Genomic DNA, 26,702 nt, shown 5'->3' on the forward strand with positions numbered 1-26,702 from the left:
AGTAGAGATGCTTCGGCTGCGCTCAGCATGACCGTTTGTTGTTGGAGGACTGTTTTGCACCGAGTTTTGCTATCCGCAACGTTTAGTTCTTTAGCACAATCAAGTATGATTTAAAGCGGTTGATTGGGTTTATCTTTCGCCCTAGCGGGGCAAGGCAATGTTGCCGGGGCTTCTGCTTTTGCTAGGATACTATGCTGAAACGCTACCCTGCGCTGCTCGCCACGGGCCTGCTGGCCGTTGCTTCCGCCAGCGCCCAAACGACGCCCGCCGAACCCAAGCCCTTGCTCGGCTTCGAGCCCGCCGCAACCGCCGCCCAGTACGAGCTCGAAACCAAGTTCGACGCCCAGCTAAAAACCGACAACCTGCGCGACTGGATGAAGCGCATGGCCGCTCATCCCCATCACGTGGGCTCGCCCTACGACAAGGACAACGCCGAATTCATGGCGGGCCTGTTCAAGAGCTGGGGCTACGATACGCGCATCGACGTGTCGTACGTGCTGTTTCCCACGCCCAAGCTGCGGGTGCTGGAAATGGTGGCGCCCACCCAGTTCAAGGCCGGCCTGACGGAGAAGCCGCTCGCCGAAGACGCCACTTCGGGCCAAACCGCCGAGCAACTGCCCATCTATAACTGCTTCTCGAAAGACGGCGACGTGACCGCCGAGCTGGTGTTCGTGAACTACGGCGTGCCCCGCGACTATGACGAGCTGGAGCGCCGCGGCATCAGCGTAAAGGGCAAAATCGTCATTGCCAAGTACGGCGGCTCCTGGCGCGGCATCAAGCCCAAAGTGGCCGCCGAAAAGGGCGCCATCGGCTGCCTGATTTACTCCGACCCCAAAGACGACGGTTACGGCCAGGGCGATGTGTACCCCAAAGGCGCCTTCAAGCCCGAAACCGGCGCCCAACGCGGCTCCGTGCTCGACATGCCCACCTATCCTGGTGACCCGCTCACGCCCGGCTACGGCTCGACGCAAAAAGCCAAGCGCCTCGACTACAAAAAGGCCCCCACGCTGACGCAAATTCCGGTATTGCCCATTTCCTACGGCGACGCGCAACCGCTGCTGGCGGCTCTGGCCGGCCCCATGGCGCCCGATGCCTGGCGCGGCGGGCTGCCCATTCCCTACCACCTCGGCCCAGGCCCGGCGAGGGTGCATTTGCAGCTGGCGTTCAACTGGAAAACTGAGCCGGTATACAACGTCATTGCCACCCTAAAAGGCACCCAGTACCCCGACCAGTGGGTAATGCGCGGCAACCACCACGACGCCTGGGTGAACGGCGCCAGCGACCCGCTCTCCGGCATGGTGGCCGAGCTGGAAGAAGCCCGCGCCATTGGCGAGCTGTACAAAACCGGCTGGCGGCCCAAGCGCACCCTCATGTTCTGCGCCTGGGACGGCGAAGAGCCCGGCCTGCTGGGCTCGACGGAATGGGTCGAAACCAACGCCAAGCAGCTGCAAAAGAACGTGGTGGCTTACTTGAACACGGACAACAGCGAGCGCGGCTTCCTCTTCGCGGCCGGCTCGCACACGTTGGAGAAGTTCTTCAATCAGATAGGCCGCGACGTTATCGACCCCCAGAAAAACATCTCGCTCAACGACCGCCGCCGCGCCTACGACCTGGTGAACGGCAGCCCTGAGGCCCAAAAGGACGCCCGCGAGCGCGCCGACCTGCGCATTGCCGCTTTGGGCGCAGGGTCCGACTATTCGCCTTACATCCAGCACCTGGGCATTCCGTCGATGAACATCGGTTTTGGCGGCGAAGGCGAGGGCGGCGAGTACCATTCTATCTACGATTCCTTCGACCACTTCACCCGCTTTAAAGACCCCAACTTTGCCTACTGCAAGGTGCTGGCGCAAACCATGGGCCGTGCCAGCTTGCGGTTGGTGAATGCCGACGTGCTGCCCTTCGAATTCCAGAACTTCTCCAACACCGTGGCCAAGTACGGCACCGAGGTAAAGCAGCTGGCCGACAACATGCGCGCCGAAACCGACAAGCAAGCCAAGCTGCTGGCCGAAAAGCGCTATGAAGCCGTGGCCGACCCCACCGAAACCCTGCTGCCGCCCAAAGCTCGCGAGGCCGTGCCCTACCTCAACTTCTCGCCCCTGGATAACGCCCTGCTCAAGCTGGAGCAAAGCGCTAACGCCTACGCGCAAGCCCGAAAAGCCAACACGGCCCTCTCCAACGACCGCAAGAAGGAACTCGACCAACTCCTCTACCAAGCCGAGCAGGAACTGCTGAGCAAGGAAGGCCTGCCCCGCCGCCCCTGGTACCGGCACCAGATTTACCCCCCCGGCTTCTATACCGGCTACGGCGTGAAAACGCTACCCGGCATCCGCGAAGCCGTGGAAGAGCGCAAGTGGGCCGAAGCCGACGAGCAGATAAAGCGCACCGCCGCGGCCGTGGAGCGGTTTGCCGCGCAGGTGAGTCGGGCCGCCGCCGTGGCGTCGCCGGCTGCATTGTAATTCACTTTTCACACTACCGTCATGCAGAGCGGAGCGCAGCGGAGTTGAAGCATCTCGCGTGTGGGAGTAAACCAATCGTTCATCGATGCGAGCGAGATGCTTCGGCTCCGCTCTGCATGACGGCCATTTGCCTGAAACCAGATTCAACCTCTTTATGAAGACCATTGCCCTAATCCTGACGAGTTGCTGCCTGGCTGCAAGTGTCGCCAGTGCCCAGCAAGGCACCGAGCCGGTGAAAGTAACCGACTTGCTGAAAATCAAACAAGTGGGCGGCATCACCCTGACCCGGGACGGCCGCAAAGCCGCGTTCACGGTGCTCAGCGTGGAACCGGACGAGAAGAACAAGGCCGACTACAAAAACGTGAGCCAGCTCTACCTGCTGGGCACCGAAGCGGGTGCCAAACCCCGGCAGCTCACGTCGGCCAAGGAGGGCGCCTCGCAACCGGCCTGGAGCCCCAATGGCCGGCAACTGGCCTTTGTGCGGACTGTGGACGACAAGCCCCAGGTGTTTGTGATGGCCGCCGACGGAGGCGAGGGCCGGCAGTTGACGCGCTACAAGCACGGCGCCACCGGTCCCAAATGGTCACCCGACGGCAAGCAGGTGCTGTTTTCGTCTGCCATTCCGTTACGCGAGCTGCTGAAGGACTCCTTGCTGAACGCCGCCAAGGCCCTGCCCCAGTGGCCGTTCGAGAAGCCGGGCTTTGACAAAAACGACCAGCTAGCGGCCACCACCGCCAAGCCCAACGCTGACGGCAGCCTGGCCGAAATGCGTGCCTACCTCGACAAGAACGAACTTGATAAAAAGGCCAAGGTGCTCACCAAGCTCAACTTCCAGGACGAGCGGGATGTGTCGGCGGAGCAAACCTTCACGCAGTTTTTCCTCATTAGCGCCACCGAGTCCGACGCCAAGCCCGTGGCCCTCACCCACGGCTTCTACCGCTTCAACCAAGTCGACTTCACACCCGACGGCAAGCACCTGCTGCTCTCGGCCGACATCGACTCGCTGCAACACCCGGACCGGTCGTTGGAAAACGAAATTTTCCTGGCCGACCGCACCGGCCGCCGTCCGCGCCTGCTGCTGGGCCAGGACAACACCGCCTACACCAACCCCCAGGTGTCGCCCTCGGGCAAGTGGCTGGCCTTCCAAATGACGCCCGCCACCGGCGCCAACGTGCCCGAGCTGGCCGTGATGCCGCTCAACGGCACCGCCAAGGACATCGTCGTCATTCCTTTCGACCGCAACAAGGGCAATTTGGTGTGGAGCGACGACGACAAGTACGTCTACTTCACGGCTCAAACCAACGGCGGCGCGCCCCTGCACCGGGCCAACATCAAAACCCGCAAAGTAGAAAAACTCTCGGCCGCCGACACCGGCATTCTGAGCTTCGACGTGGCCAACAACAAAGTGGTGTACGCCCAAACCGGCGTGCTCAACCCGTCCGATTTGTTTGTGGCCGACGCAGGCCTGAAAAAGCCGCAGCACGCCGGCAACTTCAACGACTGGGTGAAAACCCGTCGGCTGTCGCTGCCCGAAAAGCACACCTTCGTCAACGACAAAGGCCTGACCGTGGAGTACTGGGTGATGAAACCGACCGGCTACCAAGCTGGCCGGAAATACCCCGTGGTGCTTGAAATTCACGGCGGCCCCAGCGCGATGTGGGGCCCAGGCGAGGCCAGTATGTGGCACGAGTTCCAGTACTTCGCCAGCCAGGGCTACGGCGTGGTGTACAGCAACCCGCGCGGCTCCGGCGGCTACGGACAGGATTTTTTGCGCGCCAACATCAAGGATTGGGGCGCCGGCCCGAGCAGCGACGTGCTCACCGCCCTCGACAAAACCGTGGCCGAAGGCTGGGCCGACCCCGCCAAACTCACCATCACGGGCGGTTCCTACGCCGGCTACCTCGTGGCCTGGATTATCAGCCACGACCAGCGCTTCAAAGCGGCGTGCTCGCAGCGCGGCGTGTACGACTTGGGAACGTTCTTCGGTGAGGGCAACGCTTGGCGGCTGGTGCCCACGTACTTCGGCGGCTACCCTTGGGAACCCGCCGTGAAGGAAGTGCTCGTCCGCGAGTCGCCCATCAGCTACGTCGATAAAATTACCACGCCCTATATCCTGTTTCACGGCGAAAACGACCGCCGTACTGGCTTCGTGCAGAGCGAGATGATGTACCGCAGCCTCAAGGTGCTGGGTCGGCCGGTGGAGTACGTGCGCCACCCCGGCGGCACCCACGAACTCACCCGCTCCGGCGACAACCGCCAGCGCATCGACCAGATGCTGCGCACCTACGAGTTTTTCGAGCGCTACCTCAACACCAAGAGCGAGGTTAATTAATAGTCAGTTAATCGACTAGAAATGCCCGTCATGCAGAGCCCAGCGCAGCATCTAGCCCGTGCTAGCAAATGATTAGTTAGAGCACGCGAGATGCTTCGCTGCGCTCTGCATGACGGGCATTTCTCAATGGCGCCGACGCTTATTAACACCTCTTCCATTCTTCAATGAAACACCTTTTCGCGCTACGCTGCGCTGCCACTTTGCTCCTGGGAGCCACACTGCTCGCCGGTTGCAACCAAGCCACGGACGCGACGGATGTCCCGGGCGCCACCGCCACTTCCAGCGTGCCGGGCAGCTACTTCGCCACCACCGAAAGCGGCGTGCAGGACGGCAACGTGCAGGTCATTCCTATCAGCACGCCCAAGGGCAAGTTCAACGTGTGGACCAAGCGTTTCGGCAACAACCCCAAGACTCGGGTGCTGCTGCTCAACGGCGGGCCGGGCGCCACGCACGAGTATTTCGAGTGCTTCGAAAACTTCCTGCCCAAGGAAGGCATCGAGTTTATCTACTACGACCAGCTCGGCTGCGGCAATTCTGACAACCCCAAGGACACGGCCATGTGGAGCCTGCCGCGCTACGTGGAAGAAGTAGAGCAAGTGCGCCAGGCCCTGAACCTGACCAAGGACAACTTCTACCTGCTGGGCCACTCCTGGGGCGGCATCCTGGCCGCCGAATACGCCCTCAAGTACCAGCAAAACATGAAAGGCCTCATCATTTCCAACATGATGATGAGCTGCCCCGACTATGACCGCTACGCCGACGAAGTGCTGGCCAAACAGATGAAACCCGAGGTTATGGCCGAAATCCGGCAGATTGAAGCCCGGAAAGACTTCAGCAACCCGCGCTACATGGCCTTGCTCGAACCCAATTTCTACGCCAAGCACGTTTGCCGGGTGAACCCAATGCCCGAGCCCGTGAGCCGGGCCATGAGCAAAACAAACCAGTCGCTCTACGTCACCATGCAGGGCCCCAGCGAGTTCGGCATATCTGGCAAGCTTGAGAAATGGGACCGGGTAGCCGACTTGCCCAAGCTCAGCATTCCGGTGCTGTCCATCGGCGGCAACCACGACACCATGGACCCCAAACACATGCGCATGATTGCCACCAAGGTGCAGAAAGGCAACTCCCTCACCTGCCCCAACGGCAGTCATATGAGCATGTACGACGACCAGCAAACCTATTTTACTGGGCTGATAAAATTCATCAAATCGGTAGAAGATGGCAGCCTGAAACCAGGTGCTACTCTTTAGTTATCAATGGTTTAAAATCCTCCTAAACGGTCATGCTGAGCGCAGCCGAAGCATCTTGCCCGCCACCAGTAATCAGTTACTAATGCGGTAGAGATGCTTCGGCTGCGCTCAGCATGACCGGCGGAAGGGGTTCTGTGGACTACTTCTGCAAGCCCTGGCGAAAGTCTTCTTAAAAGGTGACGGTGATTTCCATGGGCAGGGGAGCGCGCCGGCCCCCGGCCACACCCGGCTGCCACCCGGGGCCGTCGCACAGCATCCGAATGGCTTCGGCGTCGTAGTCGTCGCGTAGGCCACGGGTCACTTTCAGGTCGGTGACTTTGCCATCGGCTCCCACAATGAACTTGACCCGCACCGTGCCGGTGAGGCGCCGGGCATTGTCCTCTGGCTCAAATTCCAGTGCCTCGCGGCGCAGGTAGTCGCGCAGGGCGGATGTGCCGCCCACCGGTGCGGGCTTAATGGATATGGTCGCTGGCATGGGCGTGTTCAGCACACTCGCCGCCTCAGACTTGACGAGCGCTCGGTTCGCATTGGGCATCACGGCTTTGGCCTTGCTAGCCACCCCAGCCACTGAATAACCGCTGCCCATGGCCGCCGAATCAGGTGGAACTGGCGACTCTTCTCGGGCTGCACGAGCTTTCTTGGCAACTGGCGCCGCAGCAACGTCGGGAGCGGCGGCTGGAACTGGCGGAGCTGCTTCGCCCTGATTGGTTTCAACCTGTTCGTTAAGCACAGCGGCACTAGAAACCTTGTCAGCGCTGGCCATTGCGATGGCGTCGGTATTGGGGCTCGTATTCTTGTCAGCGAGCGAAACCGCTTTACGGCGGGCTCTTGGGGACGAGCGAGGGGCGGCGGTACGGCGGTGCGGGGCAACCGTCACGGCCGCGTACTCGGCTGGTTTCTCGGCAGGGGCAGCGGCAGGTTGGATGGGCTGCGGCACGTTCTCCGGGGCCGAAACAGATGGAGGAGCCGGCTGCGATGGTGGCGAAACAGAGGCCGACGACGTACGGGCAATGGGCGCTGAGGTAGTAGCGTCGCGCTGCTCCAACGTCCAGATGCCCCCGGCTACGGCGCCCAGCAACGCCGCGGCAGCCACTACTCGGGGCCACACGCGTGGGGCGGCCACTGGCGCGGGGTCGGCCGTGCCGATGCGGGCCTGGAGACGGCTGCGCAAGGCGGCGACGGCGCGGTCGGTGGCGGCAGCATCGGACATCGAAAACCCTTCCACCAGCTCGGCACACCGGTCGCAATCGAGCATGTGGGCTTCGATGCGCTGTTGCTCGGCCGACGGCAGAGTGCCGGCCGCGTACGCACGGAGCTCTGCCGTGGCCGGGTGGGGACCAGGGGCAGGCAGCGAGGTAAAGGGCGAATCAGCGGGCGACATGGAACGGGTTGTTTGAAGAAGCAGAAGGTGGACTTGGCTTAGGCACTGGCACGGGTGCGGGCGGCTCTAGCTGGCGGCGCAGCATGCGTTTGCCGTTCTGCAGATGGCTGCGTACCAAATTCAATTCCAAACCGGTTTCAATGGCGATGTCGCGGTAGCACTTCTTTTCCAGGTAAAATAATTCGAGGCAACGTCGCTGAGCGGGCGGAAGTTGAGCCAAGGCTGCTTCCACGCTTTGGAGGCGGTTTTCGGCATCGAGCGCATCTTCGGCGGCAGTGGCATCGTCCTGCAGATGCCGGGCGGCGGCGGTTTCCACATCGGCCGCGTCCGGAAAACTGAGAATGAGCGGCCCAGCGCTGGGGCCGGCCCGTTTGCGGGCCCGCAGCTGCATCAGGCAATGGTTGCGGGCGGTAGTGTGCAGCCACGCCGGAAAGTTTTCGGGCGCGTGGGTGCGCAACACCTTCACCAGGTGCTCGAATAGCTGCATCACGGCGTCCTGCGCGTCTTCGTCGGGCGGCGCGAGGTAGCGGCGGCACACGGCAAAAGCTTCGGGCAAGTACCGGTCGTACACAGTGCCCAGGTCGGCCACCTCGCCGTGCAGCCGGTAGCGGGCCAGCAACTCCTGGTCGGAGAGCGGCGCGACGGCAGCGGGCTTGGAGCGGCGAAAGAACATTCGGCTGGGAAGTTAGGGCAATTTCGGGTGGGGTTGGTTGTTCTGTCAACCCAGGCATGTTGCCGGATGGGGCACCGTCCTGGTTTGCTGGATGCGCGAAGTCCGGGGAAAATAGAGCCTCGGCAGCGCGACTGTAGCGCGGACTTTTAGTCCGCGCCTGCAAGCTGTGGCGCGGGCAACTCGCGGACTGAAAGTCCGCGCTACAGCTTGTCGGGTTCCCGAATTGCCAAGAGTGAGGTGCCCCACGGCTACGCTCAGCAGGACCGTTTTTTCTTTTCGTGTGCAATCAGCCTAGCCGGTGCATCAAGTCAGCAAAAATTCACCTAATCCCTTGCTGCCATGCGAAACCTGCTGTTGTTGCCTTTGCTTGCCGTGTTGGTAAGCCCGCTGCCCCTCGCGGCCCAATCGAAGCGACCTGTTGCACCGGCCACGGCCGCGGCCAACACCACCAAAAACTGGGTGGTCTCGGGCCAAGTGCTCGACAAGGACAGCAACCAGCCCATTCCCGGCGCCACTGTGCTCGTCAAGGGCACCAACTTGGGCACCAGCACCGATGCTCAGGGCCGTTACGCCCTGATGGTGCCCAACGCCGCCAAGGCCGTGCTGCTCTTTAACTTCATCGGCTACATGCCCGTGGAACGGCCCGTGGGAAAAGTCCACACCCTCAACGTGACATTGAAAGCCGACGCCAAGCAGTTGCAAGAAGTAGTGGTGACCGGCACGGCCGTGCAGGAGAAAAGAGAAGTTACGGGTGCTGTATCGACCGTGGTACAAGGCAGCGCGCCGGGTGTGCGGATAAGAGGCGCCGCCAGCAAAAGCAAGTGGAAAGGCGACAGCAACGCGGCGGGCTACGCTGCCACGGCGGCCCCCAGCCCCTATCCGTCCGTCATAATGCCGGCCCGGGCCGAAGCCGGTGCCGGCGACACCTACGCCCACGTGAAGGAAAACGCTTTTTTCACTGCTAAAAACGCGCCACTGAGCACCTTTTCGCTGGACGTGGACAATGCCAGCTATAGCAACGTTCGCCGCTTCCTCAACGAAGGGCAACTGCCCCCGCGCGATGCCGTGCGGGTGGAAGAAATGCTGAATTACTTCCGCTACGACTACGCCGCGCCGCCCGCCACCTCGCCCGACCCCGTGCGCATCAGCACCGAGCTGGCCGTGTGCCCCTGGAACAGCGCCCACCAGCTGGCGCGCATTGGCATTCAGGCCAAAAAAGTGGAAACGGCCAAGCTGCCGCCCGCCAATCTGGTCTTCCTGGTCGACGTGTCGGGCTCGATGAATGGCCCCGACCGCCTGCCGCTGGTGCAGGCCGGCCTCAAGCTGCTGGTAAAACAGCTGCGGCCCCAAGACCGGGTGGCGCTGGTGGTGTACGCCGGGGCCGCGGGCTTGGTGCTGCCGCCCACGCCCGGCTCGCAGTCGCAAGTCATTCTCGACGCCATCGACCGGCTCCAGGCGGGCGGCTCCACGGCGGGCGGCGCGGGCTTGCGCCTGGCTTATTCCACCGCCAAGCAGAGCTTCGTGAAAGACGGCAACAACCGCGTAATTCTGGCTACCGACGGCGACTTTAACGTAGGCGAAAGCTCCGACGCGGCCATGGAGCAGCTCATTGTGGACCAGCGCGAAAGCGACGTCTTCCTTACCGTGCTTGGCTGCGGGCGTGGCAACCTGCGCGAGTCGCGCATGGAGACCCTGGCCGATAAAGGCAACGGCAACTACGCCTACCTCGACAACCTCGACGAAGCCGGCCGTGTGCTGGTGGCACAGTTCGGCGGCACGCTCTTCACCGTGGCCAAGGACGTGAAGCTGCAAATTGAATTCAACCCCGCCCGCGTGGCCAACTACCGCCTGGTGGGCTACGAAAACCGCCTGCTCGAAGCCGAGGACTTTAATAACGACCGCAAAGACGCCGGCGAGCTGGGCGCGGGCCACACCGTCACGGCGCTGTATGAAATTGTGCCCGTGGGTTCCGCTCAGCCCTTGGTCGATGGCCTCAAATACCAAAGCTCGGGGACTTCCGTGGCCAGCAGCTCAGCCGCCCAAAAAGAAGTGCTCACCGTGAAGCTGCGCTACAAACAGCCCCAGGGCAACAGCAGCAAGCTGCTTTCGCAAGCTCTTGGCGGTGCTCCCACGCCCATTGCCAACGCCACGCCTGACTTCCGCTTCGCGGCGGCCGTGGCGCAGTTCGGCATGTTGCTGCGCCAAAGCGAGCAACGCGGCACCGCCACTTGGGCCGCCACCGAAAAACTAGCCACCGACGCCCGCGGCACCGATGCTGACGGCTACCGCGCCGAGCTCGTGCGCCTGGTGCGGCTGGCCGAGGGCCTGAGTGGCAGCGGCACCGTTGGGAAACGGTAAGCTGTAGCGCGGACTTTTAGTCCGCGCGTGAACCACTCCCCCACGCGCGGACTAAAAGTCCGCGCTACAGCAAAAAGGCCCCACCGTTGCAGCGGCGGGGCCTTTCTGATTCATTGTTGCGGGCAAGCTCCACAGAAAAAACTTACGGGCTAACCAAGTTCAGGCTGATGTTGAAATACAGCGGGTTGGTGAGCGTGTTTTCGTAGAGCGACGGCTCCGAGCCCAGCGTGCTTTCACGCTCGCCGGTCACGTTCTGGTTGCGGAAGGCGTCGTTGCGGTAGTTGTAGCGCAGCCCGGCTTGGGCCGACACCCACACGAAGCCTGAGAGTTGGCGCTCGTAGGTGATGCGCGGCTTCAGTTCGCCGCGCCGCAGGTACACTTCGTCGGCCCCGATTTTGCCCAGGTAGTAGGTGTTGCCTTCCAGCTCATAGCCCAGCTTTACCAGGGCCTTGGTGCCGAAGTTGCGGCGCAACTCGGCGCGGGCTGGGAAGATGACCTCGCAGCCCCATTGTGGCGAGAACGTGCGGTTGTAGAGCAGCACCGGAATGTAGAGCAGCTGCCCGGCGCGGTAGGTGCGGCTCAGGCCCAGGCCCCACTGCAGGTTGTCGTTGGGCTTCCAGCCGTAGATGCCCGTGCCGCTGAACGTGAATTGCTCCGTCCGCAAGTCGCCGAAGTTGCGGTAGGTGCCGTTGGCGTCCAGGTTGAGCTGCAGCAGGAAAAACCGCTTGCTGTCGAAGGGATTAAAGATGGTGGTGTTGATGCCCGTGGTGCGCAGCCCCTTGTTGAGCAGCCGGAAGAACGGCGACCGTTCCGGGTTGGCCACGTCCAGGCCGGTGTTCCAGTACGTCAGGCCGATGTTATAGATGAAGTCGTTGCGCGAGATAACCGGCGCATTGAAGGCCAGGCGAATGCCGCGGGCCGCGTCGATGCGGGTGTCCACGCCGGCCGTGCTGGCCGGCTGGGGTCCCACCGTCGTCAGGTCGAAGGGCAGCTGCGCCTCGTAGCCCACCGAAATCAACTTGGTGGGCGTGAGGTAAAGCACCTTTTGGGTGTTGTAGCTGGTGCTGGCGTCGCTGGCGTCGCCAAAGCCTTCAAAGTTGTCGTCGGCGGCCGGGGCCGCCGTACGAGTTGTGTCGGTGACTTGGGCCGCGGCCGGAGCCACGGCTAGTAGGCAAGCCGCGAGCGAAAAATAGATGTATTTCATGCGGAAAATCAGGTGAATAAATAACCAAAATGGGTTTTTCCGGACCGCGGCTAACGAATAGCAGTGGCCGGGGTGTTCAGCAAAGCCCAGTGGCTATTTCTTCACCTGACGCTTCCACACATCGGTCCGCCCGAAGAGCGACACGCCGATGAAGCCGCGCACTTCCAGGGTGTTGGGGTCAACCAGGGTCATCTCGCAGCTGTAGTCGCTGCCGTTTTTGGGGTCGTAAATTTTGCCGCCTTCCCACTTGTTCTCGCCCGCGAACGTGAAGTCGCGCATGTTTTCCAGGCCTTTGAGGGGCGTCTTCTTCTTGCTGTCGTCGGGGTTGTTCACGTCGGTGCGGGGCGTGCCGTCGGGGTTGTTGGGCACTTTCAGCCACACCAGGCGGCCGTAGTATTTATCACCCTTCTTGAAAATCTGTATCATGCCAGTGCCTTCACCGTTTTTCCACACCCCGAGCACCGCGTCCGGATTGGGCGCAGCAGCTTGAACGGAGAAGGCGGCTATGAGGAGGCTAAAGAGCAGGGCGAACCCGAGAAAACGTTTGGTCATGGCGGGAATTTGATAAAAAAGTGAGAGATGAATACAAGCAAAGGTATGCAAGCAGTATATAAATTTATGGCCAGTGTTAAATTAAAAATAAGTTAAATAAAGCTGTTGATTATATGATACTTATGTGGATTTGGTTAGGTGCAGAAGGTCGAAGCGAGGGCTTGGAACGGGAGTGCACTGCGAAAGCGGTGCCATCTGCGGCGCGAGGCCAGAAAGGCCCCACTGCGGTGGCAGCGAGGCCTTTGCATAACCTATTTCGGATGCTTACCCGAGCAATGAATGAACCTATATAAGTGGGATAGTATGGCGGTTAATCCGCTTAAAAGGAGAAGTTGGCGCCTACCTTAATCACCCGGTTCTGGGCATCGAAGCGGTTGCCGGTGTCCAGAGAAGTCAGGCTGTAGTCGTAGCCAGCACTCAGGCCCAGGCCGTTTTCAAACTGGTAGCCCAGGCCACCCACGGCGGCGAAGTCCACCTTGCGCAGCTGGTTCGAGATGTCGAAATCCTGCCGGTAAGCCGAGAAGCCCAGGGCACCGGCTTCCACGCGGGCTTTGCCGCTGACGAGGAAAGAGGCCTGCGGACCGGCGTAGAAGTACAGGCCCGGCGTCACGAACACCTTGGCCAGCACCGGCACGTCCACGTAGGCCAGGCGGGCCGTGCCCGTCACGCTGGCGTTGAGGAAGTCGAGGGCGGGGAAGGGCAGGGTGCCGCGCAGCACGGTGCCTTTTTCGGAGTAGCTGATGCCGGGCTCAATGGCGAAGCTGTTGCCCAGCGGCAGCGTGGCGTACACGCCGGCGTAGAAACCGGGGCGCATTTCCTTGGTGATGGCGCCGTCGGGGGCGTAGCTGGCCAGTTCGGTGAAAGTTTTTACGGCGTCGCCCTGCACGTCGGCCAAGTTGAGGCCGCCGCGAAAGCCGAAGCGCACCGCGGAGTTGCTGCTGGCCGGAACCGTGTTGGCGGGCTGGCGCGAGTAGCTCGGGGCTTTGCGGGCGCTGCTGCCCATGGGCCGGGTGGAGGGGGCGGCCTTGGGGTTGCCGTAGGCGTCGCGGTACACTTGTTGGGCCGAAGCGGAGGTGGTTACCGCAGAAATCAAAAGGCAAGCCACGGCCAGGCCGCCCGAAAGGCGTGAAAATTTCATGACCAAAAAGGTTGGAAGGTGTTGAGGAAACCGACCGCTCAATTCCGGGCTTCAGGCCCGGCTACTGGGCCGATGCAAGGTGTTATTACAAAACCGTGCCAAACCGTATCGAACGGGGCCGAACTCGTTTTTCTGAAAAGCAACTGCCCCGGCCAATAAGCACATTTTACCGATTAACAGCTACAGGAAATAGACCGACTGACCAAGACCAAAACGTAGCAGGTGTTTTCGTTGTCAACACGACCAGAAAAAACCGTTAGAAATTGAAAAAGAGGCATATTTGGCCCATGAACAAATTGCTCACACTTGGGCTCTTGGCGTGCCTACTGGGCCACGAAGCCGCCGCGCAGAGCCGCCCATCGCTGATTCCTAACCTGCCCTCCGATAGCCTCACGCACCGCATAAAATTTGTAGGAGTGGTGGCCGTGCCGGGGGCTTCGGCTGCCGAGTTGCAGGCGCGTGCCCGGGAGTGGCTGGCCCTCACGTTTCAGGACGCGCGAGAGGTTGTGCAGCTCGACGATGCGACCCGCGGCGTGCTCATTGGGCGCGGCTATACTCGCACAATAGATGACCCCGCTATCAAAAAAAATTCCTCCACCGAACCGCTCTCCTTCACCCTCCGGTTGGACTTCCGCGACGGCCGCTACCGCTACGAGGTATTTGATTTGGGCCGGCCGGTATCTTCCTCCGGCGCGAGCGAGCTGACCAGCCAATTTAGTGATTTCGCTGATTGGCAATTCGGTGGCCTGGCCACTGTGGCGGCCAGTCGTCGGCAGGAGCTTTTCCAGCCCGACCTCTCAATGTACCCCACTGCCACTAACGTGGCCGAGCAATACGGCCGGCGCTGGCCAGATTGGAGCGTGATAATTACCAAAACGGTGATGCAGCTGATGAATTCTCTGCGTCAGCACGAAACGGCCAAACCGGCCAAGTGGTGACCCTGCAGCAGCAGTACCCAAAGCAAAAAGCCGGACCACTCCGCAGGAGTGACCCGGCTTTTTGCCGTAGCTAAAATGCCCGGCGAGGCTACTCGCGCACTACCTGGCGGCTGCTGGCTGGGCCAGTCGGAGGCGTAAGGCGCAGCACGTACAGGCCCGAAGCCAGCCCGCGCAGGTCCAGCGTTTGCCGCAAGGCGCCGGCCGGAGCCTTGAAAGTTTGCTGGCGCACGGGGCGGCCCAGCACGTCCAGTAGCTCGATGCGCACCGGGCCAGCCGTGGCCAGGTCAGCGGCCACGGTCACTAGGTCGGTAGCAGGGTTGGGGTAGGCGTCCCAGGTGGGCGCATCGCGGCGGTTCAGAACGGCCGTGGCCAGGAATACGGTGGTGGTGGCCGTGTTGGTGCGCACGGGGTCGTTGTAGTCAAAGAAAATGTCGGCTTCGTTGGGCACAATGTCGCCCAAGGCCAGGGTGGTGCGGGGCCGCACCCGGAACCGCACGAAGCCCTGCGAACGGATGACGTCCTGGGTGCGGTGAGGCAGCTCAATGTTGCGGAAGCGCACCGTGAGCAGCCCGCGCCCCGACAAACTCCACATGCAGTTGTGCGACTGCGCAATCAATTCCATGGTGCCCAGGTTCAAGCGGGTGTGGTCCAGCGTGTCGGTGATGACGACGGTGAAGGCCGTGTCGGTGCCCATGTTTTGGAAGCGAATGGTGTAGTCAAGCGGCAAACCGGCCGCTACTTGGGCTGGAGTCAGGCGCGAATGGTTGACGGTGATGTCGTTGGGGTCGAAAGAGCCCGTCACGGTTTGCAGCGCCGTGGCGCTGTTGTCGTCGAGCGTGGCATCGCCCGTCAGGGGCGCGGTGGCCGTGGAGCTGAGCTGCGTGCCCAACGCAATGTTGGTGGGCAAGCTGAACATCACGTCAAAATCACGCCGCCCAAACGGGGCCAGGTTGGCGTAGGTCCACGTCACGGTTTGGCCGGCGCGGCTGCCGTTGAGGGTGCTGCTCACGTACAGCAGGCGGCTGTCCAGCGTGACGGCAGCAGTTCCGTTGGCTACCGTCGTCGTGCCCACGTTTTCCACCGTCAGGCGGTAGCGCGCGGTGAAGCCCGGCCGCGCCGCGCCGTAGGGCGTGAGCGTGACGCGCAAGTCGGCTTGGTTGGCCAGCGGCCGAATGCCGAAATGCTTGGCCGAATCGAGGCGGCCGTAGCCGGCAAAGCTGCCGGTGTGGGTGCCGCTGGCCGGCTGCGACAACGTGTAGTGGACCGGCACCTGCGGCAGCCCGGCAGAGTAAGTCCCCGAGCCCGTGAACAGTTCGTAGCTGCCCGTGGCGCTGGTGGTAGCCACCAGCGAAGAGCTGGCTTGAGCGGCCTGCACCACCACCGGAACCGGGAACGGGCCTTCGCCGGCGTCGCGCACGCCGTTGCCGTTCTGGTCGAGGTAGAGGCGGCCGGCCACGGTGTTGTGCTGCGTGCCGATGCGCGTGACGATGACGCCCGCCCCTATCACAGTCTGAGCACCAAACTGTACCACGGGCTGCCGACGCAGCGTGTCGTTGCTGATTTGGCTGGTGTAGTACACGTTGCCTCGGCCGTCGAGGCCAACGCCTGTCCCGTACACGTAGCGCATGGCATTAGAGGCCGCACCCGGCACGGCGTCGTTGGCCACCCATTGTTCCTGGCCCAGGCTGTTGAAATGCACCACGTTGGAAACCGCGTTCAGCACCAGGCTACCAATGCGGGTGCGGAAGCGAGCCGAACCATAAGGAAACCCGTCGGCCAATACGGTCACGTTGCCCGCGCCGTCCACGGCTATCTGCCGGCCGGCCGCGTAGCTCGTTGTGTCGCTCTGCTCGGTGCGTCGCCATTGCTCGGCGCCCGCGCTGTTGTATTTGGCCACGCCGATGCCGCTGGCAAGGAAGCCTTGGGGGTTCAGGGTATAAAAAGCCCCCGTCACGTAGTAGTTGCCGGCGGCGTCGGCCGTGGCCGCGTTCATTATACCGATGGGCAAAGGCCGGCTCCATTGCAGGGCGCCGCTGGCGTCCACGCTGGCCACGAAGTTGCTGCCCTGCTGGCCACCGGTTTGCACGGGGGTGGTACCCGAGTGAAAGTAAAGCGAGCTTTGGAACCGACCCAGCACCAGCACGCCCCCGCCCGGCTTGGGGCCGAGGCCGCTGAAGCCCGTAAGGCCTATGCCCCCGTTGGGCGCGCCTACCGCGCGGTCGCCCCGTAGCTTGCGCAGCCATTGCACCACGCCGGCGCCGTTTACTTGAACCAGGGAAAGGGAAGTGCTGTCGAGGCCGAAGCCGCCGATTTGGCTGGTGTTATTGTTGGCTTTGCCGGCGATGTACAGGTTGCCGAGGTGGTCGGTGGCCAGCGTCAGCAACGCGAGCGCCGGTCGCAAATTGCTCCACAGCAATGTGCCCGTGGGCGAGCATTTGCCATAGAAAAAGGCGTTCGGCCCGCCGCCGGGCACCGGGGTGCCGTCCCAGGTGGCGCCGGGCAGCAACTGGCCCGACAGGAAAAGGTCGCCAGTAGCGGGGTTTACCTTCAAACCGCCTTGGTCGAAAGACAAGCCCCGCATCGGCTTGGCCCAGGCCACGTGGCCGGTGGAGTCGAATTTTACCAGCAGGTCGGCGGCGCCGGTGGCGGTGTAGCGCTGTCCGCCCACCCGCACGCTGTCGCGGAAGCCAACGGAGGCGTAGGTATTGCCGGCTAGGTCCGTGGTGGTCGCCTGAGCGTACCGTTGCGGAAATTCGCGCAGGGTGCGAACCAGCTGAGCCCACTCAAAAGACTGGCCAATGGAGGGGCCCGTGCCCGGTGTCCCTTGAGCCGCCGCCGGCCGCATCCCGGCTACTAGCAGGCACATTACCAGCAAGGCGTAGCGTAAAAATTTCATAGGTGAAAAAGGAAAATTGGTGAGACAAATGCGCCCGGTTGGTGCTTGCGCGAAACCTCCGTTGCCCCCGGCCGGAGCGCGGCACCGCGTTCAACTAGCCAGACCAGCAAGTCCGCGAAAAGGCTGCTGTCTCATGGAAATATTTATTTATAACCCGAAACGCACGCCGAACATCATGCCCGTGGCGGTAGGCTGCTGCCGCAGCCCGGTTTCGGACCGGTACACGGACAAGGCCTGCCAGCGTATGCTGGGCGCTACGCTCACGCTCAGTCGGTTAGTCAGGGCGTAGTTCAGCGCCAGGGAGCCCGCCAACGACATGTTCAGTGGCCGGAAGGGCCCGCTGCCGGCCCGGATTTTCTCCAGGCGGAAGGTCTCGCCGTCGTCCGTCACCACCTGCGTGCCGCCCAGGAAAAACTGGAACTGCGCGCCCGCGGCCACGTCGGCCCACCAGCGGCCAGGCCCCGTGGTGAGGCGGTAGCGCAACAGTACCGGCACCGTGAAAAAGCGGTAATTGGGCTGGTAGAGCCGGTTGCTGATGGTTTCCTTCTTGCTGATGAGGGGCGTGACCGTTTTGCGGACCGAATGGGTGCTGTCGCGCTGCACCGTGGTGGTAAACACGGTGTCTTGCCGAGCCACGTACACGGTGTCGTAGCGCAGCACCTGGCCGCTGCTATTAAACACCGGCGAGAGCTGCGGAATTTGCAGAATGCGAATGGAATAGGTGCGGTTGGTAGAGGTGTAGAAGCTGGTGGTGCGCGTGGTAGTGGTGTCGTACTTCACGCTGATTTCCGTGTTCTTGTTGGTGATGCGCAAGTCGGCCCCGAAGGTGCTGTAGCCCACCCCGGCGCCCACATTCAGGCGTTCCGTGAGGCGGTACTCCGCCAGCAGGGCCGCGCTGTAGCCCACGCGGCCGGTTTCGTGGTTGCGGCGCAGCGCGGTGAGGCTGTCGCCTTCGGGGCCTTGCAGGTTGAGGGTGTTGCGCTCAGGCGTGGCCGAAAGCAGCAGGCTCCAACGCCGGCTGAGGGGGCGCACCCGGGCCGTGTCCAGAGCGGGCTTGTTGGCGGCTGTTGCCACCGGCAGTGGCGTACCGGGCAGGTCGCCTAAGGCCAGCAAGGTGCTGTCGGTGCGGCGCTGCAGGCGCAGGAGCTCGGCGCGTTCGGCGCGAAGGGTGGCCAGCAGGGCGGCGTGGCTGCCAGCCGGCGGGGTGCCGGGGGGCAAGGTGCTGATGCTGGGCAGCTGCGTCAGGGTTTGGCGTTCCAACGCCACCAGCGTTTGAAGCGTGGCGGGTACAGAAACCGGGGCGGGCTCAACGGTCGCGCTTTCTGCCGAAACGGCTGGTGTGGCAGCGGCTGTCACCACTTTTTCAGTGGCGCGAGAAGGGGCCAGCGTCTGCTTCGCCGCTCGCGGGGTGGGTTCCGCCAAGGCCGAAGCTGCTACGCCCGTGGTTAGAGGTTGCCGGGTTTCAGACGAAGTAGCCGCACGTTGCCGCTGCCGGTTAGCCGTTATTTGGCGTAGTAGCGCTTGGTAGCGTGAAACCGTGAGGGTAACCGAAGGCCGGCCCGAGGCAAGACGGCGCGCCGCTTGGGGCGCCTCGGCCAGGCGGGCAGCTGCCCCGGCCAGCTCAGCCGGAACGGCGGCCGACGTTGCCCCGCTTTTCACGGATGGCTTCCGGGCGACTTCGCGCGGCACTGCTTGCGTGGCTTTGGTGAAGCCTTCGCCGTGCGGCAGCAACCAGCCCAGCAGGCCCGCCAGCAGCGCCGTGAGCCCAACTAGCAGCGGCAGCGGCACCGGCCGACGCACGCGCATCAGCGGGGAGGGGGGCGGGGCAATGCGCTGCTCAATGCCGGTCCACACGCGCCCGTCGGGCGTTAGGTTGAAGTCCTCAAACTTGGTGCGCAGGCTCTGGTCGAGACGGTTTTCTTCCGGTTCTTCCATCATAATTTCAAGTAGTTGGCCTGCTGCTGGTGCAGGAGGTGAAGTTGTTTGCGGGCCTTGCTGAGCTGGGCTTTCGAGGTGCTCACCTGAATGCCCAGCAGCTCCGCGATTTCGCCGTGGTTGTAGCCGTCCACGGCGTAGAGGTTGAGCACCAGCCGGCAGCCGTCGGGCAGTTGCTCCATCAGGGCCAGCACCTCGGCCACGCCCAGGCGGTCGAAGGCGTCGGCGTCGGCCGCGAAGGGCTCGGGCACGTCGTCGAGCAGCAATTGCTGGCGCCGGTGCTGGCCGCTTTGCCAGTGGTTGAGGGCCGTCGTGACCACGATGCGGCGCACCCAGCCCTCAAAAGAGCCTTCGGCCCGAAACTCACCCAGCCGAGTAAAGACCTTCACAAAAGCATCCTGCAGAATGTCTTCGGCTTCGGTGAGGGAGCGCACGTAGCGCCGCGCCACGCCCAGCATGGCGGGGGCGAAGCGGGCATACAGCGCCCGTTGCGCCGCCGGTTGTTGGCGTTGGCAGGCAGCAAGAAGCAGGGTCAGCTCCGTAGAAAGGGGCATTCGGGCAGGTAGGACAGCAAGGCGCGGCCGGGCGCTGCCCGTCAGACAAGGTAACCCGCAAAAAGGCTGCTGAGCTTAACCGAATTTTTTGTGCTTTTAGTCAGCACGATGTAGAGACGCGTATTCGCGTCTCGGCGGCCGCGCCAGTTGAAAATGCGCACGTCATCGTTCAACGCCGAGCCGCGAAGGGTCGCGTCTCTACAACATCCCAAACACAACTACTCCACCTTGGCCCGGTTGAGCAGGCGCAGCAGCACGCCGTTGGTCCACCCAAAACCGTCTTGCAGCGGGTACTCGCCGCCGCCCGCGCGGCGGTTGGGGTGCACCACGTCGTACTTCTCCAGCAGTTGGCCGGTTTGGGTAAACACGCGCTGGTTGAGGCTCACCCAGCGGCGGGCGACGGTGTCGGCCAGCGCAATCTGCTTGTAGCGCGTAAGGCCCTCAACGGCCAGGTATTGGAGTGGGGCCCACGCGTTGGGGGCGTCCCACTGCTGCGCGGTTTCGCTGAGGGTGGTAACGAGGCCGCCCGATTTGAGAAAGCTGGTTTTCAACACGGCGCCCACCCGCGTGGCCTGCGCCGACGACGCCAGCCCAAACGCCAGCGGAAACACGCCCGCCAGCGTGCGCACCGTGGAGCGCTGGCGCAGCAGCCAGTTGTAGTCCTGAAACCAGCCCGCCTTGGTGTCCCAGCTCAGGGCCAGCAGGGCCGCTTTGCGCTGGGTGGCCTTGGTGGTGAACAGGCGGGCCTGGGCGCTGAGGCCGGCCGCGCGGCTGGCCTCGGCAATGGTCATTTCCAGGTTGTAGAGCAGGCAGTTCAGGTCCACGGGCACGATGTTGGTGGTTTGGATGGTACCCAGCCCGCCGCCGGGCTTGAACCAGCGGCTGCTAAAATCCCAGCCCGACGCGGCCGCGGCCCGCACGTGGCGGTAGAACTGCGCCGGGGGCTGTTTGCTGCCCTTGGCGGCCTCCACGTCCTTGGCGTACGATTCTTCGCGGGGCTGGTCGCTGTCGTCCCAGTAGCGGTTGAGCACGGCGCCGTTGGGCAGGCGCACCACGCGGCGGGCCGCCGTGCCCGGCTTCAGCTGCTCGGCGCCCTGCATCCAGTAGCGGTATTCGGCTTCGAGGGCGGCGCGGTAGCGCAGCAGCTCGCCGTTGCCGCGGTCCTGGGCCAGCAGCGTGACCATGCTGGCAAAAAACGGCGGCTGCGAGCGCGTGAGGTAGTAGGTGCGGTTGCCGTTCGGAATGAAGCCGTAGCGGCTTATCAAAAAGGCGAAATTGTCGGTGATGTCCTTCAGCAGCTGTCCTTTGCCGGCTTCCGACAAGCCCAGCATGGTGAAGTAGGAATCCCAGTAGTACACCTCGCGGAAGCGGCCGCCGGGCACCAAATACGGCTTGGGCAGCGGCAGCAGCGACCGAAACGCCGCCAAGGAATCGGTGGGGTCAGCGGCCGGCGCGGCGGGCCGGGCCAGCACCGTCCACAGCGTGTCGAGGTGGCGCTGCAAGCCGGCTTGCACGTTGCTCTTGAAAGGCACGCCGCCGTCGGCGGGCAACTCGAAATGAGCCGTCACAAACTCTTTCAGCTGAAAGCCGGGCTTGCTTTTTTCGAGGCGCCACGCGGCCAGGATGACGGCGGGCGACTGCTTGGGCGCGGCGTCTACGAAGGTCTTGCCGTCGGCAAAAACACCGCCCAACTGCACCGCCTCAAACAAGCCGGGAAACAGCTGCCGCGGCGAAGCGGGTTTGGCCAGCGCGGCCGGTGGGGGTGGCGTGGTGGGCTTTGCCGTGACAGTTGGTGCCGCGGGCTCCGTTTGGGCAATGCCCGGGAGCGGCAGCGCGGCCAGCAACCCCAGAAAGTAGCAGAAGTATCGATGTAGCATGAGCAGCAAAAAAGGAAGTCGGCGGGGAGTTGAGCGAAGGGCTGACTTGCTTACGTGACTCGTGCGTTTTCGCTCCGCCTCAGCCGTAAGTTAACCACGGGTAAGGTGCTGAAGTTGTCGCCGGCGCAGAAAGAAAGCCCTGGCCCGACACTGGCGCCCAGACAACTTCATTCGTTCTGCAAAAAGAGGGTGCTATGGCACGCGGCAACAGCACATGAACGCACGCTTTGTATTTCAGAACAACCGTGCTGATTGTTGCTAAGCTCCCTCGCCTTGCCTGTCGTGCTGAGCTGGCGAAGCATCTTATCACGTTCCGACGAGACGTTTCAAGGCAATAAGTCGCTTCGTGTTTCAGCATGGCAGACGACTGGAATACACCCCACGTGAGGCCCCAGCTACACTAGCCGTGACAGTCTTTGGTGTTGGAGAGCTCAATCAAATGATTCAAGCAAAGCAGGTGAAAAAAATGGCAATTGTCACCAAAAACTAAAGACTTAGTCTATAAACTAAAAATTTAGTTATACGTTTGTGAAGTATCCGCTCCACCACCAATTGCCTCCCCATGGACCCTGCTTTCCCCGAACTCACCCGCGCCGAAGAACAAGTAATGCAGGTGCTGTGGCGCCGCGGCCCCTCGTTCGTGAAAGACGTGCTGGCCGAGCTGCCCGCGCCTCAGCCGGCCTACAACACCGTTTCCACCATCATCCGCATTTTGGAAACCAAGGGCTTTGTCGACCACGAAGCCTTTGGGCGCACGCACCGCTACTTCGTGCTGGTGGCGCAGGACGACTACCGCCGCTTTTCGCTGCGTAAGCTGCTGGGCGGGCATTTCGGCAACTCGTTCGGCCGTTTGGTTTCCTTTTTCGCGAAGGAAGAAAACCTCGACGCGGCCCAGCTCGACGAAATCCTCCGGCACGCTTCCCAACCCCAAAGCCAAGACGACCATGAACCCAACCGGCCTGCTTAATTGGATGCTGCTCAGCACGGTGCTGCTGGGACTATGGTGGCTGTGCTACCGCTTGGCGTTGCGCCAGGAGCGCGGCTTTGCGTACAACCGCGTGTTTCTGGTGCTGGGGCCGGTGCTGGCCGCAGGCCTGCCGCTGCTCCCCGTGGCGTGGCCCACGGGCTGGGGCGCCGCGCCGGCCGCCCTGCCCAGCGTGGCCACGGTGCTGCTGCCCGCCGCAACCATTGGCGCCGACACAACTCCAGCGGCCGAAGGCGCTGGGTGGCCCTGGCTGGTGGTAGCCTACGCGGCGGGCGTGCTGCTCCTACTGGCGCGACTGGCCCTCGACCTGGGCCGCCTGTGGCTGAGCACGCGCCACCTACCCCGGGAGCCCGCCGACGGCTACGCGCTACTGCGTACCCGCGGCCAGTTGCCCACCAGCTCTTTCGGCCGCCTAGTGCTTTGGGACGATACCCTGCCGCTCAGCCCCGCCGAAGCCAGCCAAGTGCTGCGCCACGAGCTGGCCCACGTGCGCCAAGGCCACACCTACGACCGCCTGCTGCTGGAGCTGCTCCGCGCCGCGCTGTGGTTCAATCCCTTCGTGCATTTGTGCAGCCGGGCGCTGGCGCTCACCCACGAATACCTCGCCGACGAAGCCGCCCTGCAGTCGGAAGCGGCGCCGTTCTCAGCTACCCGTTCCTACGCTCACCTATTGGCCCGGCAAGTGGCCAACCGCCTCGGTTTCTCTGTCCCGCTTGCGCACACCTTCTCCCATTCCCAAACCTTACGTCGCATTGCCATGATACAGAAAACCTCCCCCGTTCGCCGCTGGAAGCAGTGGCTGGCGCTGCCGCTCGTGGCCGCGTCGTTGTTTACCGTTGCCTGCGAGCAGCGCAACGAGGCGGTAACGCCCGCACCTAGCGCTTCGGCCCAAGACAGCAAGCCTGAACCTCCGCCACCGCCTCCCGCGCCTGTAGCACCAAATGCTCCGCCGGCCGTGCCTCAAGAGGGTCAGGTGTATACCTATGTCGAGCAATTGCCGCAATTGCCTGGTGGCGGCGGCACCCGAGCCATTGTGGAATATATCCAAAGCCGCCTCGACTATCCTAAACTGCCTGCTGCCGAGCGAGTTGACGGCACTGTGTTCGTGCAGTTCGTAGTGGATGCAAAGGGCGTGGTCCAGTCTACTTCGGTAAACATAGTGAAAGGACTCACTGCGCCTTATGATAACGCCGTAGCGAAAGCCGTACTGCAACTGCCGCGTTTCATACCTGGCAACCAGGCTGGCAATCCCGTGGCGGTCAGCTTCACGGTCCCGATTCGATTTGCGAAAAAAGCTCCGGCCAATACCGTTGGCTGGCGGCTGTTCAACTCATACGGCGGCTGGGAGCCCAAATTAGTCCCTACCGGCTGTTAACCGGTTTGTGCCCGCGATTCAGATAAAAAAGTTAGACGAGAAACCGCTTGAAAAGCCACGGCCCGCGCCGGGGCCTTTCTGCATTAGGCGCTGCGGCAACCGCCCAAAAGGGGTTAACTTGCGGACAGTATTGCCCGCCTTCTAATCCGTTTTTGTTCAGTGCAGTTTTCCTTTTTACCGCGCCGCGCCGTTGTGGCCGCCTCTTTGGGCTTGCTGGCCGCCACCAGCTTTTCCGCTTGTAAAACCAGCCCCAATGAGGGCGAAAAGGGCGGGGCTGCCACCGACAGCGTCGCCGCCAAGCCCGCGCCCGTCGACACCATCAAGCTGAAAGCCATGGCCATGCGCCGTGACTCGCTCAAGGCCGACAGCATTGCCAAGAAAAACGGGCAGCTGCCGGGCGCCATCTTGCCGGGCCACCGCATCGTGGCATTCTATGGCAACATCCGCTCGAAGGGCATGGGCATTCTGGGTCGCGAGCCCAAGGAGCAGATGTTCCGCAAGTTTGCCGGCGTGCTGAAGGAGTGGCAGGCCGCCGACCCCAGCATCCCGGTGCAGGCCGCGCTGCACAACGTGACCATCACGGCGCAGGGCACGGCTGGCAAGGACGGCAAATGGCGCCTGATGAACTCCAAAGCCACCATCGAAGAGGTGTTGAGCTGGGCCAAGGAGCACAACTGCCTCCTGTTTCTGGACGTGCAGCCCGGCCACAGCACCTTGCAGGCCGAACTGCCCAAGCTGGAAGAGTACCTCAAAGACCCCATCGTTCACCTGGGCATCGACCCCGAGTTTTCGCTCTCTACCATGCCCGGCGTGCGCCCCAACCAGCGCATCGGCACCCTCGACGCCAAGGACGTGAACTTCACCGTGAACTTCCTGGCCCGCATTGTGAGCGAAAACAAGCTTCCGCCCAAGGTGCTCACCGTGCACCGTTTCACGCGGAAGATGATTTCGAACTACAAAAACATCAAGCTCGACCCGCGCGTGCAGATTGTGATGCACATGGATGGCCACGGCGACCCCGTGCTGAAGAAGGACTCATACGATGCCTACATCAAGGCCGAGCCGGTGCAGTACACGGGTTTCAAACTGTTTTACGAGTACGACGCCCGCCCCAAGCCCCACCACATCATGACCCCCGCCGAGGTCATTGCCCTCACGCCTTCGCCGCTCTACATTCAGTACCAGTAGCGGTGAGGGGTGAAATGGTGAGGTGTGAAGTATGAAGCCGTCATTGCGAGCGGAGCGAAGCAATCCTTCCTCTCTTTAGCGACCAGCCAGATAATGTGAAAAGCCCCGGCACTATGCAGTGCCGGGGCTTTTTCATTGGGCTTTGTTACAATAAGGGGCTAGTCGCACGGAGAGGAAGGGTTGCCGCGGCTGCGCCTCGCAATGACAGGTGCTCGCCATTTCACCCCTCACCACATCAGTGGGCGTCCATGCTGATTTTGCCGGTCACTTTAACCCGTTTGATGAGCAGCACCAGCGGCAGGCAGGCGAGGAAGAACAGGCCGAGGCCGGAGAACACCTGCGCGTAGGTGATGATGGAAACCTGCTTCATCAGAATGCCTTCGAGGGCGGCGTAGGCTTGGCGCTGGGCCTGGTCGAAGGAGAAGCCGCGGGCCATGAAGTTCTGGGTGAAGGCCTGCAGTCGTTGCACCGTTTCGGGGTTGTAGAGCGAAATGTGGGGCAACATGCCCACCCGGTTTTGCGCAATGCTGCGCTCCAGGTACGTGCCCACAATGGCCACGCCGAACGAGCCGCCGAGCTGGCGAATCATGCCGGTGAGGCCCGCGGCCTGGCCCGCGTCCTTGCCCTGCAAACCCGCCAGGCTCATGGTGGTGATGGGCAGGAAAATCAGGCCCAGGCCCACGCCGCGTACCATGAGGGGCCAGAAGAAGTCGCTTTCGCCGGCGGTGGGCGAAATGCGCGCCGCCATCCAAAACGTGAAAAAGAAGAAGATGGTGAAGCCCGCCGGAATCATGTACTTCTGCGAAACGCCGGCTTGCAAAGCCCGCCCGATGAGCGGCATCATGAAGCCCGAAGCCAGCGCGCCGGGCAGCAGCAAGTAGCCCGTTTGAGCAGCCGAGAAGCCCAGGATGCGCTGCGTGAAAATGGGGAACACAAACACCGACGCAAACAGGCCGAAGCCCAGCACAAACGATAGGAAAGCACCCACCGCCAAGTTGCGGCTCTTGCCGAGCACGCGCAGGTCCACAATGGGCTGCTTGGCCGTGAGCTCGCGCCAGATGAAGCCAACGATGCCGATGACAGAGAGCACCACAAACGTGTTGATGTAGGCGCTTTCAAACCAGTCCTCGGTTTCGCCCTGCTCGAGCACGAGCTGCAAGGAGCCCACGCCCAGAATCAGCAGGAAAATGCCGGCCCAGTCGATTTCGCGCAGGGGCCGCGGAATAGCATTCTTGATGCGCTCGGGGTCGCGGATGAAGGCGAGGGTAAAGATGGCCGCCATGATGCCCACCGGCACGTTCACATAGAAAATCCAGGGCCAGTCGTAGTTATCCACAATATAGCCGCCCAGCGTGGGGCCGATGGTGGGGCCAATAATGACGCCCATGCCGAACAGGGCCTGGCCCAGCGGCAATTGCTTGGGCGGGAAGGTATCAATGAGAATAGCCTGCGATGTGGCCATCAGTGCGCCGCCGCCGATGCCCTGGATGAAGCGGAAAGCCACCAGCTCCCAGAGGTTGGTGCTTTGGCCGCAGGCCATGGAGGACAGCGTAAACAGCACCACGGAGAAGAAAAAGTAGTTTTTGCGCCCGAACTGCTCGGCCAGGAAG

At 62.6% G+C, this 26,702-nt stretch carries 18 protein-coding genes; 8 read left to right on the top strand and 10 right to left on the bottom strand.

Annotation, left to right across the window (positions count from 1 at the left end; all coding sequences use genetic code 11):
* Positions 1–191: 191 nt before the first annotated feature.
* The 3 genes from VF629_RS02505 to VF629_RS02515 all read left to right on the top strand — a co-directional run bounded on the left by VF629_RS02505 (position 192) and on the right by VF629_RS02515 (position 6,038).
* Entirely contained in the window at positions 192–2,456 is a 2,265-nt protein-coding gene (locus VF629_RS02505) for a transferrin receptor-like dimerization domain-containing protein (protein WP_331056871.1), read from the top strand.
* Positions 2,457–2,610: 154 nt separating this feature from the next.
* On the top strand, positions 2,611–4,788 hold the full coding sequence (locus VF629_RS02510; protein WP_331056872.1) for a S9 family peptidase: 2,178 nt from the start codon (positions 2,611–2,613) through the stop codon (positions 4,786–4,788).
* Between the two features lie 164 nt (positions 4,789–4,952).
* Complete coding sequence (locus VF629_RS02515) at positions 4,953–6,038, top strand: proline iminopeptidase-family hydrolase (protein WP_331056873.1); 1,086 nt, start codon at positions 4,953–4,955, stop codon at positions 6,036–6,038.
* A 169-nt stretch (positions 6,039–6,207) separates the two neighbouring features.
* On the opposite strand, the gene VF629_RS02520 is transcribed toward VF629_RS02515, so the two are convergent.
* Positions 6,208–7,419: a TonB family protein gene (locus tag VF629_RS02520; protein ID WP_331056874.1), complete on the bottom strand. Its 1,212-nt coding sequence runs from the start codon at positions 7,417–7,419 to the stop codon at positions 6,208–6,210.
* Positions 7,406–8,092 carry a sigma-70 family RNA polymerase sigma factor gene (locus VF629_RS02525; RefSeq protein WP_331056875.1) on the bottom strand — a complete coding sequence of 229 codons (687 nt, stop codon included), beginning with the start codon at positions 8,090–8,092 and terminating at the stop codon, positions 7,406–7,408. Before VF629_RS02525 ends, VF629_RS02520 begins: the two co-directional genes overlap by 14 nt.
* A gap of 339 nt (positions 8,093–8,431) precedes the next feature.
* Between VF629_RS02525 and VF629_RS02530 the strand changes: the two genes are divergently transcribed.
* Positions 8,432–10,450, top strand: a complete 2,019-nt coding sequence (locus VF629_RS02530) for a vWA domain-containing protein (protein ID WP_331056876.1) — start codon at positions 8,432–8,434, stop codon at positions 10,448–10,450.
* A 142-nt stretch (positions 10,451–10,592) separates the two neighbouring features.
* Here VF629_RS02530 and VF629_RS02535 read toward each other — a convergent pair whose 3' ends face one another.
* The 3 genes from VF629_RS02535 to VF629_RS02545 all read right to left on the bottom strand — a co-directional run bounded on the left by VF629_RS02535 (position 10,593) and on the right by VF629_RS02545 (position 13,344).
* Complete coding sequence (locus tag VF629_RS02535; protein WP_331056877.1) at positions 10,593–11,654, bottom strand: DUF6268 family outer membrane beta-barrel protein; 1,062 nt, start codon at positions 11,652–11,654, stop codon at positions 10,593–10,595.
* Between the two features lie 93 nt (positions 11,655–11,747).
* The gene (locus VF629_RS02540; protein WP_331056878.1) at positions 11,748–12,206 is read right to left on the bottom strand and encodes a DUF2147 domain-containing protein; all 459 of its coding nucleotides are present in this window, start codon (positions 12,204–12,206) and stop codon (positions 11,748–11,750) included.
* Positions 12,207–12,525: 319 nt separating this feature from the next.
* A complete protein-coding gene (locus tag VF629_RS02545) occupies positions 12,526–13,344 on the bottom strand; it encodes a porin family protein (RefSeq protein ID WP_331056879.1) in 819 nt (272 codons plus the stop codon).
* A 287-nt stretch (positions 13,345–13,631) separates the two neighbouring features.
* Here VF629_RS02545 and VF629_RS02550 point away from each other — a divergent pair, with 287 nt between their 5' ends.
* Positions 13,632–14,282 (top strand): DUF4468 domain-containing protein, encoded by a 651-nt coding sequence (locus tag VF629_RS02550; RefSeq protein WP_331056880.1) that lies wholly within the window; start codon positions 13,632–13,634, stop codon positions 14,280–14,282.
* An 88-nt stretch (positions 14,283–14,370) separates the two neighbouring features.
* Here the strand turns inward: VF629_RS02550 and VF629_RS02555 are convergent, their stop codons facing one another.
* The 4 genes from VF629_RS02555 to treF form a co-directional block, all read right to left on the bottom strand.
* Positions 14,371–17,178, bottom strand: coding sequence for a DUF7619 domain-containing protein (locus VF629_RS02555; RefSeq protein WP_331056881.1), 2,808 nt, complete (start codon positions 17,176–17,178; stop codon positions 14,371–14,373).
* A 147-nt stretch (positions 17,179–17,325) separates the two neighbouring features.
* Positions 17,326–19,116, bottom strand: coding sequence for a hypothetical protein (locus VF629_RS02560; RefSeq protein WP_331056882.1), 1,791 nt, complete (start codon positions 19,114–19,116; stop codon positions 17,326–17,328).
* Positions 19,113–19,667 (bottom strand): RNA polymerase sigma factor, encoded by a 555-nt coding sequence (locus VF629_RS02565; protein ID WP_331056883.1) that lies wholly within the window; start codon positions 19,665–19,667, stop codon positions 19,113–19,115. Before VF629_RS02565 ends, VF629_RS02560 begins: the two co-directional genes overlap by 4 nt.
* 218 nt (positions 19,668–19,885) lie before the next feature.
* A complete protein-coding gene (gene treF / locus VF629_RS02570) occupies positions 19,886–21,544 on the bottom strand; it encodes an alpha,alpha-trehalase TreF (RefSeq protein WP_331056884.1) in 1,659 nt (552 codons plus the stop codon).
* A 562-nt stretch (positions 21,545–22,106) separates the two neighbouring features.
* On the opposite strand from treF, the gene VF629_RS02575 reads away from it, so the two are divergent.
* The 3 genes from VF629_RS02575 to VF629_RS02585 all read left to right on the top strand — a co-directional run bounded on the left by VF629_RS02575 (position 22,107) and on the right by VF629_RS02585 (position 25,092).
* Positions 22,107–22,511 (top strand): BlaI/MecI/CopY family transcriptional regulator, encoded by a 405-nt coding sequence (locus tag VF629_RS02575; protein ID WP_331056885.1) that lies wholly within the window; start codon positions 22,107–22,109, stop codon positions 22,509–22,511.
* The gene (locus VF629_RS02580; RefSeq protein WP_331056886.1) at positions 22,489–23,904 is read left to right on the top strand and encodes a M56 family metallopeptidase; all 1,416 of its coding nucleotides are present in this window, start codon (positions 22,489–22,491) and stop codon (positions 23,902–23,904) included. The genes VF629_RS02575 and VF629_RS02580 overlap by 23 nt, the downstream gene beginning before the upstream one ends.
* A 192-nt stretch (positions 23,905–24,096) precedes the next feature.
* Complete coding sequence (locus VF629_RS02585) at positions 24,097–25,092, top strand: hypothetical protein (protein ID WP_331056887.1); 996 nt, start codon at positions 24,097–24,099, stop codon at positions 25,090–25,092.
* Between the two features lie 235 nt (positions 25,093–25,327).
* Here VF629_RS02585 and VF629_RS02590 read toward each other — a convergent pair.
* Positions 25,328–26,702 (bottom strand): DHA2 family efflux MFS transporter permease subunit (locus tag VF629_RS02590; protein ID WP_331056888.1); only part of this gene is annotated, 1,375 nt, incomplete at its 5' end.

It is taken from the genome of Hymenobacter sp., from assembly GCF_036388155.1.
GTDB lineage: Bacteria > Bacteroidota > Bacteroidia > Cytophagales > Hymenobacteraceae > Hymenobacter.

Bases quoted from the DNA above. Each gene is read 5' to 3' on its own strand.
- VF629_RS02515 (WP_331056873.1), top strand. From the start codon at position 4,953: ATGAAACACCTTTTCGCGCTACGCTGCGCTGCCACTTTGCTCCTGGGA.
- VF629_RS02550 (WP_331056880.1), top strand. From the start codon at position 13,632: ATGAACAAATTGCTCACACTTGGGCTCTTGGCGTGCCTACTGGGCCAC.
- VF629_RS02565 (WP_331056883.1), bottom strand. From the start codon at position 19,667: ATGCCCCTTTCTACGGAGCTGACCCTGCTTCTTGCTGCCTGCCAACGC.
- VF629_RS02555 (WP_331056881.1), bottom strand. From the start codon at position 17,178: ATGAAATTTTTACGCTACGCCTTGCTGGTAATGTGCCTGCTAGTAGCC.
- VF629_RS02510 (WP_331056872.1), top strand. From the start codon at position 2,611: ATGAAGACCATTGCCCTAATCCTGACGAGTTGCTGCCTGGCTGCAAGT.
- VF629_RS02545 (WP_331056879.1), bottom strand. From the start codon at position 13,344: ATGAAATTTTCACGCCTTTCGGGCGGCCTGGCCGTGGCTTGCCTTTTG.
- VF629_RS02505 (WP_331056871.1), top strand. From the start codon at position 192: ATGCTGAAACGCTACCCTGCGCTGCTCGCCACGGGCCTGCTGGCCGTT.
- VF629_RS02560 (WP_331056882.1), bottom strand. From the start codon at position 19,116: ATGATGGAAGAACCGGAAGAAAACCGTCTCGACCAGAGCCTGCGCACC.
- VF629_RS02530 (WP_331056876.1), top strand. From the start codon at position 8,432: ATGCGAAACCTGCTGTTGTTGCCTTTGCTTGCCGTGTTGGTAAGCCCG.
- VF629_RS02520 (WP_331056874.1), bottom strand. From the start codon at position 7,419: ATGTCGCCCGCTGATTCGCCCTTTACCTCGCTGCCTGCCCCTGGTCCC.
- VF629_RS02575 (WP_331056885.1), top strand. From the start codon at position 22,107: ATGGACCCTGCTTTCCCCGAACTCACCCGCGCCGAAGAACAAGTAATG.
- VF629_RS02580 (WP_331056886.1), top strand. From the start codon at position 22,489: ATGAACCCAACCGGCCTGCTTAATTGGATGCTGCTCAGCACGGTGCTG.
- VF629_RS02540 (WP_331056878.1), bottom strand. From the start codon at position 12,206: ATGACCAAACGTTTTCTCGGGTTCGCCCTGCTCTTTAGCCTCCTCATA.
- treF (WP_331056884.1), bottom strand. From the start codon at position 21,544: ATGCTACATCGATACTTCTGCTACTTTCTGGGGTTGCTGGCCGCGCTG.
- VF629_RS02535 (WP_331056877.1), bottom strand. From the start codon at position 11,654: ATGAAATACATCTATTTTTCGCTCGCGGCTTGCCTACTAGCCGTGGCT.
- VF629_RS02525 (WP_331056875.1), bottom strand. From the start codon at position 8,092: ATGTTCTTTCGCCGCTCCAAGCCCGCTGCCGTCGCGCCGCTCTCCGAC.